Here is a 13,676-nt window from a genome sequence, read left to right on the forward strand (position 1 = left end):
GGAGACTTCGAAATGGAAGCGAAAGGGAAGTGTGCAAGTGGGTTCGAAGCCGTTCAGGAAGCCTTTGAGGCGATCTTCGATGATCCTCAGGAGCGAGGAGCCGGTGTTTGTGTGCAGGTGGGCGGCGAAACCGTTGTCGACTTATGGGCGGGTGTGGCGGATCTGGAGGGCGACCAGCCCTGGAACCACGACACATTGGTCAACACCTATTGTTGTATCAAACCCTTCACCGCCATCGCGGCACTGATGCTGGTGGAAGAGGGCAAGCTCGAGCTGGATCAGACGGTTGCCCACTATTGGCCGGAGTTTTCCCAGGGCGGCAAGGAGCGCATCACCTTGCGCCAGGTGTTGTGCCATACCTCAGGTATCCCGGCGCTGCGTTTGCCCAGCCGCACGCCCATTATGTACGACTGGGATGCAATGGCCGAAGTCGTCGCGGCAGAACCCTTGTGGTGGGAACCGGGAACCAGTGTCGGTTATGGCGCCACCACCTATGGCTGGATCCTTGGCGAGCTGGTTCGACGGGCCGATGGTCGCGACCCCTGTACCTTTATCCACGAGCGAATCTGCGAGCCCAACGACCTTGAAGTCCATATGGGCGTTGATGCCGAGCACTTTCACCGCATTGCCTTTTTCGAGCGCGCTGAAGGGCGAACGGGTGATAACTACGCCCAGGACTTGCGTGCCGTGATGGTCAGTGAGCCTGAGCATGTCGCGACCCTTGCATTTACCAATCCCGCCATGGGATCACGGCAAACGGCTGACCCGCGCTGGTGGGCCTATCGCCATCCCGGCGTAAATGCCCACGGTACCGCCCATGGCCTGGCCGGGTTTTACAGTGCGCTGCTGGGCGGGCGCCTGGTGGGGCCTGAGCTGCTCGCAGAGTTCACCCGCGAGCACAGTAACGATATGGACCGCACGCTGCTGCGGCCCATGCGTTATGGCCTGGGTTGCATGATGGAGCAGCCGGCGGACCCGGGAGCCTCCCATCGGATGGGGCCAAAGGCATTCGGGCATGTGGGGCTGGGCGGGCCAATCTCCTTTGCCGACCCTGAGCGGGAGGTGAGCTTCGGCTTTGTCACCACCACCATGGGCAGCCATGTGCTGATGGACCCGCGGGTGCAGAAGCTTGCGCCTTTGGTCTACGCCGCGCTGTAGACACACCCTAAGTAGCAGCTGCCGAAGGAACGAGGCTGCGTTCGGCGGCAAAGCCGTCGCGAAATCAGACCCTGCGGTATGTCAGTTATACCCGCAAGTCAGGTTTTACGACGGCTGCGCCGCCGGACGCAGCCTCGCTCCGCGAGTCAGCTGCTACGAGATTTTTGCCATGGGTGTTTTGCCTTTTTTCACAAAAAAAACACGCCCTTGCTGATACTTTGCCCGCCGACTCAACAGCGCACAAAAATTGTGTGCTCAGAGCGCTTTGCTCTGTTTCAAAATCTTACTGGTGCTGGAACAATGCACGCCTTGTAGAGCCATGCTTGATCCAGGAGGTCCGGGTGCAGATTCAGGGTTTTCACGACCTTAACTTCGAAGCAGTACGCGAGGCGTTTGCCGATCTTTTCAATGATCCGCAAGAGCGCGGCGCGGCGTTGTGCATCCAGATCGGTGGCGAAACCGTTCTCGACCTGTGGGCCGGTACCGCTGACAAGGACGGCGAGCAGCCGTGGCACACAGACACCATTGCCAATCTGTTTTCGTGCACTAAACCTTTTACCGCTGTCACGGCGTTGCAACTGGTCGAAGAGGGCAAGCTGGAGCTGGATGTGCCAGTGGCCCGCTATTGGCCCGAGTTCGCTGCTGCCGGCAAAGAGTCCATCACGTTGCGTCAGCTCCTGAGCCATCGCGCGGGTTTGCCGGCCTTGCGCGAATTGATGCCGGCCGAGGCGCTGTATGAATGGCAAACCATGGTCGATGCACTGGCCGCCGAAACCCCCTGGTGGACGCCGGGCGAAGGGCACGGCTATGCCGCGATCACCTATGGCTGGCTGGTGGGCGAGCTGATTCGCCGCGCCGATGGCCGCAGTGCGGGCCAGTCAATCATGGCGCGGACGGCCAGGCCGCTGGGGCTGGACTTCCATGTCGGGCTGGGTGACGAAGAGTTTTACCGGGTGGCTCATGTTGCCCGCAGCAAGGGCAATATGGGGGATGCGGCTGCGCAGCGCCTGTTGAAGGCCATGATGAATGAGCCTTCATCCATGAGTACGCGGGCATTCACCAATCCACCGTCTATTATGACAAGTACCAACAAACCCGAATGGCGCCGAATGGAGCAGCCAGCGGCCAATGGGCATGGTAATGCCCGTAGCCTGGCCGGTTTTTATAGCGGTTTGCTGGACGGCAGCCTGCTTGAAGCCGAAATGCTGGAGCAACTGACCCGCGAGCACAGCGTCGGCGAGGATAAAACCTTGCGCACGCAAACCCGATTTGGGCTGGGGTGCATGCTGGATCAGCCAACCGTGCCCAACGCGACGTTTGGCCTTGGGCCAAAAGCTTTCGGTCATCCCGGGGCTGGGGGGTCGACCGGCTTTGCCGACCCGGATCGTGAGGTGGCCTTTGGATTTGTGACCAATACCCTTGGGCCCAATATATTGATGGATCCCAGGGCGCAAAAACTGGTTAGAGTACTGGCTGAGTGCCTGTAAGCAGGATTTGTAGGCCACAGGTCGGAACTCGGTAGCTTTTCTGTTTTCAATACGTTTTTTATAGTGGGCTTAGTGCCTCTTTAATTCTTAATTCATTGTGTGGATATTCAATGTCATCTAATAAGACCCTCGCTCTGGCTCTTTGCCTGGCTATTACCGGTTGCGCACAAACTCCACAGAATGACGCCGAAGGTGGCCACAAATGGTGGCAGTTGGGCTCGTCCGACCAGGCGTCGACTCCTGCGGATAAAACTGCAACTGTTGCGGCCAAGCCAGCAGACAGCAAAACAACGCCACCGGTAACCAAAACTGCCACCGCCCCAGCGGTCGCAGCCAAAGACAGCGGTTCCAGCTGGTGGCCTTTTGGCTCTGACTCGGCGAAAAAAGACACCCCGGTTGAAAAGGACAAAAAAGTAGCCGTCACCGCCGCGCCTGCCTCTGCAGCAGCCTCTTCGAAAAACTGGTGGTGGCCGTTTGATAGCGATGCCAAAGACGCCAAAACTTCGCCGGTTGGCGTGATCCCGATGCCGGATCCGAAAATTACCCAGGCCTGGCTGGACGAATATGAGCCTCGTCTGCGTACTGCAATCAAGGACACCAACCTGCAACTGGAGCGTCGCGAGAATCTGCTGATTATCGTGGCTTCAGCTGACAGTTCGTTCAAGGCCACCCGCCCGGACTTGCTGATGCCGTCCATGCTTGGCCCGTTTACCCGAGTGGCCAAAGTGGTTGAAGGCGACCCAAAAACCGCCGTGCTGGTGCTGGGGCATGCCGACTCTTCGGGCGCAATGGCGGCCAATACCCGTCTGAGCCTGGACCGTGCCAAATCGGTGGCAGCGATCTTCCGTATGAGCGGTTTGCAAGGTAACCGCCTGACCTTGCGTGGCATGGGTTCGGTGATGCCTCGCGCAGCCAACGACAGCAACGAAGGTCGCGCCCTGAACCGTCGGGTTGAAATCCTGATGACCCCGCAAGCCACCATGGTTGCCCTGGTCAGCAAATACAGCCAGCCAGTCCTCACCCCGGCCGAGCTGGTTGCGGTGCAGCCAGCTGTTGCTCCTTCTGTGGCCAAAAAGAATGCAGCACCGGCCAAGAAAGGCGTCGTAGCCAAGAAGTCTGCACCGGCCAAAAAAGCGGCCAAGCCAGCGCCAGCCAAAAAGCCGGTTGTCGCTAAAGCCAAAGCTGTTGCGGACAAGAAAGTTGCCGCCAACGATCAGGCCAAGAACTGACTGATTCAAGGAAGGATGGGGGCATGACTCAAGCACTGGCGGATATGCGACGTGACTACACCCGTGACGGGCTGGCCGAGGCTCAGGCCCCGGCCGAGCCTTTCGCGCTGTTTCATCAGTGGTTCGGCGATGCGGTGAAAACCGAGCAGCCACCGGTCGAGGCCAATGCCATGACCCTGGCCACGGTGGACGCCCGCGGGCGGCCGCATTGTCGGGTGTTGTTGCTCAAGGGGCTGGATGAACAGGGTTTTACCTTTTTCACCAACTACACCAGTGCCAAGGGCCAGCAGTTGGCCGAGCGCCCGTTCGCGGCCATGACCTTTTTCTGGCCAACCCTTGAGCGTCAGGTACGCATCGAGGGTCAGGTGGTCAAGGTCACTGCGCAAGAGTCCGATGCCTACTATCAGGTTCGCCCCCTGGGCAGCCGGATCGGGGCCTGGGCCTCGCCGCAAAGCCAGGTGATTGCTGATCGCGATGAACTGGTCGAGCTGCTCAAAGCCACCGAGGCGCGCTTCAGTGACAGCCAGCCCCATTGCCCCGAGCACTGGGGCGGTTATCGCTTGCTGCCCGAGCGCATCGAGTTCTGGCAGGGGCGCCCGAGTCGCCTGCACGATCGCCTCAACTATCGGCGTGAGGGGGCAGACTGGGTGCGTGAGCGCCTGGCACCCTGAAGGCACCCTCTACAGCAAGGCGCGCAATGCAAACCGGCTATTTCGCGCTACTCTTTGCGAAGTCTTGTGTGGGCAAACAGCGCTATTGTTACTGTACAGACGCTGAATAAAGCCCTTTTATCCGCCCTGTGCCGTGACAGGTTACCGGCTGCGGAGTTTAATGAATCCCTGTTATTTTGGAGTTGATCCCATGCGTAAGTCCGTTCTGTTGGTTGCAGCATTCTCTACCATGACTGTTTTGTTGGGCGGCTGCACATCGAGCTTGACCGGCGACACCTACTCGCGCGACGAAGCCCGACGTGTACAGACCGTTCGTATGGGCACCATCGTTGCCCTGCGTCCTGTGCAAATTGAAGGCACCAAGACCCCGATCGGCGCTGCGACTGGCGCTATCGTGGGTGGTGTAGGCGGCAGCGCCATCGGTGGCGGTCGTGGCAGCATCGTCACCGCAGTGATCGGCGCCGTGGCCGGTGGTTTGCTGGGCTCGGCAGCCGAGTCGGGCCTGACCAAGACCCAGGGTGTGGAAATCACCGTGCGTGAAGACGACGGCAGCACCCGTGCTTATGTTCAGCAGGTTGAGCCTAACCAGGTATTCCGTACCGGTGAGCGCGTGCGCATCATGACCGTTGACGGTACCAGCCGCGTTACCCAGTAAAACAGGCGACAGCGTAAAAACAAAACCCCGGCCAGTGCTAACTGGCCGGGGTTTTTTATGGCTGTAAAGCAGCTCAGGACGAGTGCTTGAATGCCTGCTCGGCCCCAGACAGCGTTATGGCGATATGGTCCAGCAAGCGTTCTGCCGTGTACTTGGGCATACAGCTGAAGGCCATCACCACCGCCAGCCCCAGTGTCAGGGCAGGTCGAGGGACGTGACTGACGTTGTACTGCCTGAGGCTGAACACAAATACGCAGGCGGCGACAGAGCCTATCAGCGCTCCGGCGATGGCTTCCGGCAAAGGGTGGATGGTGAGGGCGACGTAATTGATGGCGAACCACCAGGTCGCCAGCAACCCGACCCCGAGTGCAGGCCAGCGCAAGCGCTGATCAAGCTGTTGGCACAGCAGGTTGAGCAACACGGTGAAGACCAGGCAAGCATTCATGGCGTGGCCGCTGAATACGGCAATGCCCAGGTCATGCAGGCCAACGCCCCAGCCCTTGAACAGGATCTTGCTGACGCCCACCACCAGGTAGGCAGTCACCAGCACGCCCAACCACAGCAAAGCGATTTTTCTGGATGCGCCCAGCCATAACCAGGCAGCAATCACCAGCGCTGCCGGGAACATCACGGTGATGCCGGCGTATTGCACAATCTGCATTTTATCGACCACGTTTCTCTCTTTTGGTTGTTCACTCAGGCGGGCTGTGTCTCTGTGAGAGCCAGCCTGAGTGAGCAACATCAGGGTTACGCCACCGGCTGTTTACGGCTAAAGAACAGCGTAACACCATAGCCGATCAGTGCTGCGAGGATCGAGCCGGTAAGGATGCCCATACGGTCCATGCCTACATAATCGCTGCCTGCAACGAACGCCAGTGAGCCCACAAACAGACTCATGGTGAAGCCGATGCCGCACAGGATGGCCACGCCAAACACCTGGCCCCAGTTGGCGCCTGCCGGCAGCGCGGCCATGCCGGTCTTGATGGCGATCCAGGTCAGGCCGAACACGCCAAGGGTTTTGCCAATCAGCAAGCCTGCGGCAATGCCCATAGGCACATGGCTGACAAAACTGTGCAGGCTGACACCCGCCAGTGATACACCCGCATTGGCGAAGGCAAACAACGGCAGAATCGCGTAAGCCACCCAGGGATGCAGGGCATGCTCGATGCTCATCAGCGGTGAAGTTTCTGAGTTCTTGGTGCGCAGCGGAATACAGAATGCCAGCGTTACACCTGCCAATGTGGCATGCACACCGCTTTTGAGTACGCACACCCAGAGGATCAGGCCGACGATCATATAAGGTGCGACCTTGATCACTCCCATGCGGTTCATGGCAATCAGCGCGATCAGGCATGCCGCCGCCAGCAGCAGGGACACACCCGACAACTCGCTGGAGTAGAACACCGCAATCACGATGATTGCCCCCAGGTCATCGATGATCGCCAGGGTCATCAGGAACAGCTTCAGCGACACCGGTACACGCTTGCCGAGCAGGGCCAGCACGCCGAGGGCGAAGGCGATGTCGGTGGCCATGGGGATGGCCCAGCCGCCGAGAGCGTCCGGGTAATCTTTGTTGATGAACCAGTAGATCAGCGCCGGTACCACCATGCCGCCGATTGCCGCCGCGCCGGGCAGCACCACCTGTGAGGGCTTGGACAGCTGGCCTTCGAGCAGTTCGCGTTTAACCTCAAGGCCGATCAGCAGAAAAAACAAGGCCATCAGGCCATCGTTGATCCACAGCAGCGACGGTTTGGCAATTTGCAGGGCGCCGATTTGCACCGCTACCGGCACGTCCAGGAAGGCCGTGTAGTAATGGGAAAGCGGTGAGTTATTGACGATCAGAGCCAGAGCGGCCGCGGCAATCAACAGCAGACCGCTGGCAGCTTCCAACTGAAAGAACCGAGTGAAAGTGCTACGCAGAGGCAAGGTCGCTCTCCATCAATTAGGTAATAAGGTGCGACACCCTAACCTGTGGGGTTAGTGGTTAAAACAAAAACTATATTCTTTTTTGTTATAAGCAACGGCGTGCTCACACACCGCTCAAGAGCCTAGCAGTTGTGTGTCAAATTGAGTCTGATTTGTGCCTGTGAAGGCTGTAGGAAATAGACCAGCTTTGCTGGTTTTTCAGCAAGGATCCCGCCTGAAGAAGGAGAAGGCGGTGGCTGTGTGGGAGCGGGCTTGCTCGCGATACAGGCGCTACGGTCTGCCTGGCAAACCGTGGTGAATGCATCGCGAGCAAGCCCGCTCCTACATGTCAGGGCTGCAGCCCCTACCGAGTCAAAACCTAGGCTTCGATACCCAGAATGTCGCGCGCTACAGCTTCGGCAATACGGATACCGTCGACACCTGCCGACAGAATCCCGCCAGCGTAGCCAGCGCCTTCGCCTGCCGGGAACAAGCCCTTGACGTTAAGGCTCTGCATCGACGCATCACGGGTCATGCGCAGCGGCGACGAGGTACGGGTTTCGATGCCGGTGAGAATGGCATCATGCATCGAGAAGCCCTTGATCTGCTTCTCGAACGCCGGCAGTGCTTCACGGATGGCTTCAATGGCGAAGTCCGGCAGGGCCAGGGCCAAGTCACCCAAAGACACACCCGGCTTATAGGATGGCTCGACGCTGCCCAGGGCCGTGGACGGTTTGCCCGCAATAAAGTCACCCACCAGTTGCGCCGGAGCTTCGTAGTTGCTGCCGCCCAGCACATAGGCGTGGGATTCGAGACGTTCTTGCAGCTCGATGCCGGCCAACGGACCACCCGGGTAGTCTTCAGGCGTAATGCCGACCACGATGCCCGAGTTGGCATTGCGTTCGTTACGCGAATACTGGCTCATGCCGTTGGTCACAACACGGCCCGGTTCGCTGGTTGCCGCAACCACGGTGCCACCCGGGCACATGCAGAAGCTGTACACCGAGCGACCGTTTTTGGCGTGGTGCACCAGTTTGTAATCGGCAGCGCCCAGCTTCGGGTGGCCGGCATACTTGCCCAGGCGCGCACTGTCGATCAGCGACTGCGGGTGCTCGATACGGAAACCTACCGAGAACGGCTTGGCTTCCATATACACGCCACGATCGTGGAGCATGCGGAAGGTGTCCCGGGCGCTATGGCCCAGCGCCATGATCACGTGGCGAGCATTCAGTTGCTCGCCATCTGCCAGGATCACACCGGTCAGTTGACCGTTGTCGATCAGCACATCAGTCACGCGTTGTTGAAAACGCACTTCGCCGCCCAGCGCGATGATCTGCTGGCGCATATTTTCGACCACACCGGTCAGGCGGAACGTACCGATATGCGGCTTGCTGACATAGAGGATCTCGTCCGGCGCGCCGGCCTTGACGAACTCGTGCAGCACCTTGCGGCCGTGGTGTTTCGGGTCCTTGATCTGGCTGTAGAGCTTGCCGTCCGAGAACGTACCGGCACCGCCTTCGCCAAACTGCACATTGGACTCGGGGTTGAGTACGTTTTTACGCCACAGGCCCCAGGTGTCCTTGGTGCGCTGGCGCACTTCGGTACCACGTTCAAGAATGATCGGCTTGAAACCCATTTGTGCCAGCAGCAGCCCGGCGAAAATACCGCAGGGGCCGAAGCCGACCACAATCGGACGCTCGGTCAAGTCCTGGGGAGCCTGGCCGACGACCTTGTAACTGACGTCCGGCGCTGGATTGACGTTACGATCGTCGGCGAACTTGAGCAGCAGCGGCGCTTCATCGCGCACACTCACATCGATGGTGTAGATGAAGCACAGTTCGGACGATTTTTTACGCGCATCGTAGCTGCGCTTGAACAAGGTGAAATCGACCAGGTCATCACTTTCGATGCCCAGGCGCTGCAGGATGGCAGGGCGCAGGTCTTCATCGGGATGGTCGATCGGCAGCTTGAGTTCGGTGATTCGTAACATTGACAGTGTCCAGTATCGGGGGCCAGGTAAACCCTGGCAGAACCGCTAATTGTAAGCTGCTTCGGGGCAATATGCGGCAACAGTTATCGGTTAGTCGTTACGGGCGCCACCAAAATAGCCGCAGCCGCGCTGGACTTGACCGTTGATCCGTAGCTCGGCGCTCAGATGTTGCACGCTGCCATTGGCACTGTCGGTGCAGCGTTGTGGGGCCACCCACAGCTCGATGCGCTGATTGTTGGCCTCGGTGGACAGGGAGAAGCGGCCATCGCCGACCTGTTCTTCAACGTAGGGCAGCGCCAGGTCGGGCTGGCCTTCGCGCTTGAGCACCATGCCCTTGCCCCCGGCTTGCACTTCCCAGGCCGGGCCATTGCCGTTGGCGTGCACGGTCACCTGCTTGAAGTTGGGATCCTGGCAGGCGCTGTTGCTGCGCTCCAGGCGGTAGAGTTGCTGCAGCTCGACTTCACCGTCTGTACCGGCTGTTGTGCTGGCGCTAAAACGGCCGCGGATATCGGCGAACAACTTGCCCGGTTTATTGGGCATGTAGGTCGCGTCCTGCACCAGCGTGGTGTCGGCGCTGTCACGAACTACATAGCGCTGTTGGCCGACGCAGGGTTGAAACACCAATTGACCATTGGCCGATACCAGCTCGCCCTGCAGGCGGGTTTGACCTGCGGTGGTGTCGGCAGGTGTGCTGCTGAACATCTGGCAACCGGCAAACACGGGCAGCAAGGCGAACAAAGCTAAGGAACGGGCAAAACGCATCATGGGCACTCCTGAAGGGTGTCGCCACGTTACTCAGCCTAGCGATGCATCACAAGTGATTCAACCTACGGTGAATGTCTGCCCGGTTTGCAAGCCTTCCACGCTTTTGGCGTAAGCCAGGGCCACATCGGCGCCCGATACAGGCTTGAAGCCGCGAAAGTACGGGGCGTATTTGTCCATCGCTTCTTCCAGGACCGTAGGGCTCACCGAGTTGACCCGCAGGCCCCGTGGCAACTCAATGGCGGCTGCTTTTACAAAACCGTCAAGTGCCGCGTTGACCAGCGCCGCCGAACTGCCGGTACGGATCGGCTCGCGGTTGATAACGCCGCTGGTGAAGGTGAACGAGGCCCCATCGTTGGCAAACTCGCGGCCAATCAGCAGCAGATTGACCTGGCCCATCAACTTGTCCTGCAAACCGAGGGCGAAGTCGCTTTCGCTCATGTCAGCCAGTGCGGCGAACGTGACGTTACCGGCGGCACAGATCAGCGCATCGAAGCGCCCGGTTTGCGCGAAGAGTTGGCGGATTGATTCACTGTCGCTGATATCGACCTGATAATCCCCGCTTTTTCGACCAATTTCTACGATCTCATGGCGCGGTGACAACTCGCGGCGAATGGCTGAACCGATGGTGCCGTGAGCGCCGATCAAGAGGATTTTCATGTTGTGTGCCTTTGTGGATGACGTGAGTGCTCAGTCTAGTGGTGCTTTTTAAGTGGGATAAGCGCACTAATAGGCAACCTTTGGTTTTCATATGGAAACAATCCATGAGTGAAATGGATGATCTGGCTGCGTTCGCGGTCTTGATCGACGCTGGCAGTTTTACCTTGGCCGCCCAGCAACTGGGCTGCAGCAAGGGGCAGCTGTCCAAGCGTATCAGCCAGCTTGAGGCGCAGTTTTCGGTGGTGTTGCTGCATCGCACCACCCGGCGCTTGAGCCTTACGGCGGCTGGCGCGGCGCTACTGCCACAAGCCCAGGCGCTGGTGGTGCAAGTGGAGCGGGCACGTCAGGCACTTGCCCGGCTAAAGGATGATGTTGCAGGCCCGGTACGCATGACCGTGCCCGTATCCCTGGGCGAGACCTTCTTTGATTCGCTGTTGCTGGAGTTTTCCCGCGAATACCCGCAGGTGCAGATCGAGCTGGAGCTCAACAACAGCTATCGCGATATGGTGCGGGAAGGGTTTGATCTGGCGATACGCTCGCAGGTTGCCAGCCATGAACGGCTGGTGGCCAAGCAGGTGCTTAACTGGCACGAGATCACCTGCGCCAGCCCTGCCTATCTTGAGCAATACGGCGAGCCGGTTACGCCGCAAGAACTGGTCGAGCACCGCTGTCTGCTTAACAGCCACTACAGCGGTCGTGAGGAGTGGCACTACCACCGCCAGCATGAACTGCAACGAGTGCGGGTCTCGGGGTCGTTTGCCAGCAATCACTACAGTCTGCTGAAAAAAGCGGCCGTGATCGGTGCCGGCATCGCCCGCTTGCCCTCGTACATGCTTGGCTGCGAGTTGGCTGATGGGCGCCTGCGTGGCTTGTTGCGTGACTATCAAACGCGCAGCAACCCCATGTATCTGGTTCACCCTTATCAAGGCGGTTTGCCCAGGCGTACTCAGGTATTGGCGGATTTCCTGGTGGGCTGGTTCCAGAGTAATGGTGAGGCCATTGACCTGCTTTAACGAAAACGCTGTGCAATCAGATGATCAATCGACAGCGCACCCGGGCCCTTGGCCATCAAGTACAACAAGACCGCGATCCAGGTGCCGTGAGTCGGGTAGGCATCAGGGTATACGAACAGCTGGATGGTCATGCTCATGGCCAGCAGTGCCAGCGCCGAGAACCGGGTGGCCAAGCCCAGCAGGATCAGCACCGGGAAAACATGCTCGCTGAAGGCGGCAGCGTGAGCAGCCACCTCGGGGGAGAGTAGCGGGACTTTGTATTCCGTACTGAACAAGTACAGCGCAGAGTCAGACAGATGCGGCATACCGAGTTGAAAGGTGCCTTCAACCAGATCGATTGCCAAACCTTCAACCTTGGTCTGGCCTGATTTCCAGAACACCGCCGCAATGGAAAAGCGTGCGACAAAGGCGATCAGTGTGTCGGGTATGCAGTGCAACAGCCCGATTGCGCCTCCGATCCAGCGCTGTAGCAGGCCGGGGCTTATTGTTTGAGTATTCATGGCGAGGCCTCGAGGGCGGGTTGTAAGCCGGTGATGGTGTTATTGCTAATCAACAGTGCCAGGGCCTGGCCCAGGTTAAAGTCTGGGTCGGCTTCCAGGGCATGGGCCGCGGCCAACCCCAGGGCATTCCCCGCTTTGAGCAAGTGCACAAATACTGCGCACCCTGAGCTGACCGTGAATACCTCCACGCGCAATTCATTGCGTATTACCAGGACGCTTTGTGGTTGGCGCGTGTCCAGTCCCTGTATCTGTCCCTGGCGTTGGTGCGCCGCCCACAAGGACGCGATGGCGTAGGGTGAATGCAGCGATGCGACACCGGGGTGCAGTTGCAGGTGTAAATGGGGCAGCCCCTCGGGGCTGTTGAACGCCTGAGCCAGCAGCCCGGGGTTTACGGCGCACACGTCTGCGGCGTGAAAGGCCTGCACACACAAACGCTCAAGGCGAGCCACGTCCGCCAGGTAGGGCACGCTTCTGGCGGGTGCAAAGGCATTGATAAAACCGGCGAACTGGCTGCCATAGGCGCTCATGACCGGGCTGTCGGGTGGGTGTTTTTGAATAAATATCTGCGCCATGGCCTGAAAAAAGGCCTCACCCACCAATTGCGCAACAACGGGATAGCTGGTGGCCAGCGCGTTGATCAGTCCGCTTTGCACATTGTTACGATATACCGCGAAACGGCGGTCAATGTCGCCGTTGTAGCAGGCAATGCCTGTGGGGGCGGGCGTGTGTGGATTGAGCAATGCTGCACTGAATGTTTCTTGTAGTTTCATGGCTGCACCTGTGCGCTGAACAGGTAGCGGTCAGCTAAGCGGGCTTCCTGAAGCAGTTCGGTGAGAGGGGGCAGATGATTGTCGCGTTCGATCAGGGTGGCCATCGGGCCAATTCGGTCCAGTACTTGCTGGTACAGCGCCCATACCGCTTGATCGACAGGTGCGCCGTGGTTATCGATCAGCAAGCGTTGACCCAGGCTGTCTGCTTCTTCAGCAAAACCCGCCAGATGAACCTCACCTACGGCCTGAAGGGGCAAGGCATCGAGATAGACAACAGGATCGCGGGCGTGGTTGATGCATGACACATACACATTGTTTACATCCAGCAAAAGGCCACAGCCGGTACGGCTTATGACTTCCTGAATAAAACCGGCTTCGTCGAATTGGGCCTCGTCGAACTCGATATAGGTCGCGGGGTTTTCCAGCAGTATCTGGCGCTTCAACACATCCTGTGCCTGGTCCATATGCGCGCATACCCGGTGCAGCGTGGCGGTGTCATAGCGCAAAGGCAGCAGATCATTGAGGAATAATGGCCCGTGGGAGGACCATGCCAGATGTTCGGAAAACATCTGCGGCTGGTAACGCTCGAGCAATAGGCTCAGGCGGCGCAAGTGTTCGGTATTGAGCGGGCTTTCGCCGCCAATCGACAGGCCAACGCCATGAATTGACAGCGGGTAATGTTCGCGGATCAAGCCCAGGTAATGGTGGAAAGGGCCGCCAGCTACCATGAAGTTCTCGGCATGCACTTCAAAGAACCCGATGTCTGGGCGGCTCGCAAGTACATCCACAAAGTGATCGGCCTTGAGCCCCAGCCCCGCACGAGGCGGGAGCCGGGGCGCACGAGGCGCGATAAGCGAAGCAAGCGGGCTGTGCATT

14 protein-coding genes are annotated in these 13,676 nt (G+C 59.0%); 6 read left to right on the plus strand and 8 right to left on the minus strand.

Annotation, left to right across the window (positions count from 1 at the left end; genetic code table 11):
- The first annotated feature begins 12 nt into the window (after positions 1-12).
- The 5 genes from HBN79_RS15570 (at position 13) to HBN79_RS15590 (ending at position 5,200) form a co-directional block, all read left to right on the plus strand.
- Positions 13-1,158, plus strand: a complete 1,146-nt coding sequence (locus HBN79_RS15570; RefSeq protein ID WP_095027022.1) for a serine hydrolase domain-containing protein — start codon at positions 13-15, stop codon at positions 1,156-1,158.
- A gap of 341 nt (positions 1,159-1,499) precedes the next feature.
- Entirely contained in the window at positions 1,500-2,645 is a 1,146-nt protein-coding gene (locus tag HBN79_RS15575) for a serine hydrolase domain-containing protein (protein WP_095002978.1), read from the plus strand.
- A gap of 110 nt (positions 2,646-2,755) precedes the next feature.
- Complete coding sequence (locus HBN79_RS15580; RefSeq protein WP_095032386.1) at positions 2,756-3,874, plus strand: OmpA family protein; 1,119 nt, start codon at positions 2,756-2,758, stop codon at positions 3,872-3,874.
- A 23-nt stretch (positions 3,875-3,897) separates the two neighbouring features.
- Positions 3,898-4,545: a pyridoxamine 5'-phosphate oxidase gene (pdxH, locus tag HBN79_RS15585; protein WP_095002980.1), complete on the plus strand. Its 648-nt coding sequence runs from the start codon at positions 3,898-3,900 to the stop codon at positions 4,543-4,545.
- Positions 4,546-4,735: 190 nt separating this feature from the next.
- Entirely contained in the window at positions 4,736-5,200 is a 465-nt protein-coding gene (locus HBN79_RS15590) for a glycine zipper 2TM domain-containing protein (RefSeq protein ID WP_095002981.1), read from the plus strand.
- Positions 5,201-5,273: 73 nt separating this feature from the next.
- Here the strand turns inward: HBN79_RS15590 and HBN79_RS15595 are convergent, their stop codons facing one another.
- From HBN79_RS15595 to HBN79_RS15615, 5 genes are all read right to left on the minus strand, one after another.
- Complete coding sequence (locus HBN79_RS15595; protein WP_095002982.1) at positions 5,274-5,873, minus strand: hypothetical protein; 600 nt, start codon at positions 5,871-5,873, stop codon at positions 5,274-5,276.
- Positions 5,874-5,947: 74 nt separating this feature from the next.
- A complete protein-coding gene (gene nhaA / locus HBN79_RS15600; RefSeq protein ID WP_095002983.1) occupies positions 5,948-7,126 on the minus strand; it encodes a Na+/H+ antiporter NhaA in 1,179 nt (392 codons plus the stop codon).
- Positions 7,127-7,484: 358 nt separating this feature from the next.
- A complete protein-coding gene (locus HBN79_RS15605) occupies positions 7,485-9,095 on the minus strand; it encodes an NAD(P)/FAD-dependent oxidoreductase (protein WP_095002984.1) in 1,611 nt (536 codons plus the stop codon).
- 90 nt (positions 9,096-9,185) lie between these two features.
- Positions 9,186-9,857: a hypothetical protein gene (locus HBN79_RS15610; protein ID WP_169916891.1), complete on the minus strand. Its 672-nt coding sequence runs from the start codon at positions 9,855-9,857 to the stop codon at positions 9,186-9,188.
- A 60-nt stretch (positions 9,858-9,917) separates the two neighbouring features.
- On the minus strand, positions 9,918-10,517 hold the full coding sequence (locus HBN79_RS15615; RefSeq protein WP_095002986.1) for a short chain dehydrogenase: 600 nt from the start codon (positions 10,515-10,517) through the stop codon (positions 9,918-9,920).
- A gap of 104 nt (positions 10,518-10,621) precedes the next feature.
- Between HBN79_RS15615 and HBN79_RS15620 the strand changes: the two genes are divergently transcribed.
- Complete coding sequence (locus HBN79_RS15620; protein ID WP_095002987.1) at positions 10,622-11,530, plus strand: LysR family transcriptional regulator; 909 nt, start codon at positions 10,622-10,624, stop codon at positions 11,528-11,530.
- Here HBN79_RS15620 and HBN79_RS15625 read toward each other — a convergent pair.
- The 3 genes from HBN79_RS15625 to HBN79_RS15635 are packed head-to-tail and all read right to left on the minus strand — an operon-like array spanning position 11,527 to position 13,675.
- A complete protein-coding gene (locus tag HBN79_RS15625) occupies positions 11,527-12,030 on the minus strand; it encodes a DoxX family protein (RefSeq protein ID WP_095002988.1) in 504 nt (167 codons plus the stop codon). The two genes, HBN79_RS15620 and HBN79_RS15625, sit on opposite strands and share 4 nt — an antisense overlap.
- Positions 12,027-12,800, minus strand: a complete 774-nt coding sequence (locus HBN79_RS15630; protein ID WP_169916869.1) for a DNA-binding domain-containing protein — start codon at positions 12,798-12,800, stop codon at positions 12,027-12,029. Before HBN79_RS15630 ends, HBN79_RS15625 begins: the two co-directional genes overlap by 4 nt.
- The gene (locus HBN79_RS15635; protein WP_169916870.1) at positions 12,797-13,675 is read right to left on the minus strand and encodes a DUF692 domain-containing protein; all 879 of its coding nucleotides are present in this window, start codon (positions 13,673-13,675) and stop codon (positions 12,797-12,799) included. Before HBN79_RS15635 ends, HBN79_RS15630 begins: the two co-directional genes overlap by 4 nt.
- Between the last annotated feature and the right edge of the window lies 1 nt (position 13,676).

The organism is Pseudomonas sp. WS 5051 (assembly GCF_012985715.1).
Lineage (GTDB): Bacteria > Pseudomonadota > Gammaproteobacteria > Pseudomonadales > Pseudomonadaceae > Aquipseudomonas > Aquipseudomonas bubulae.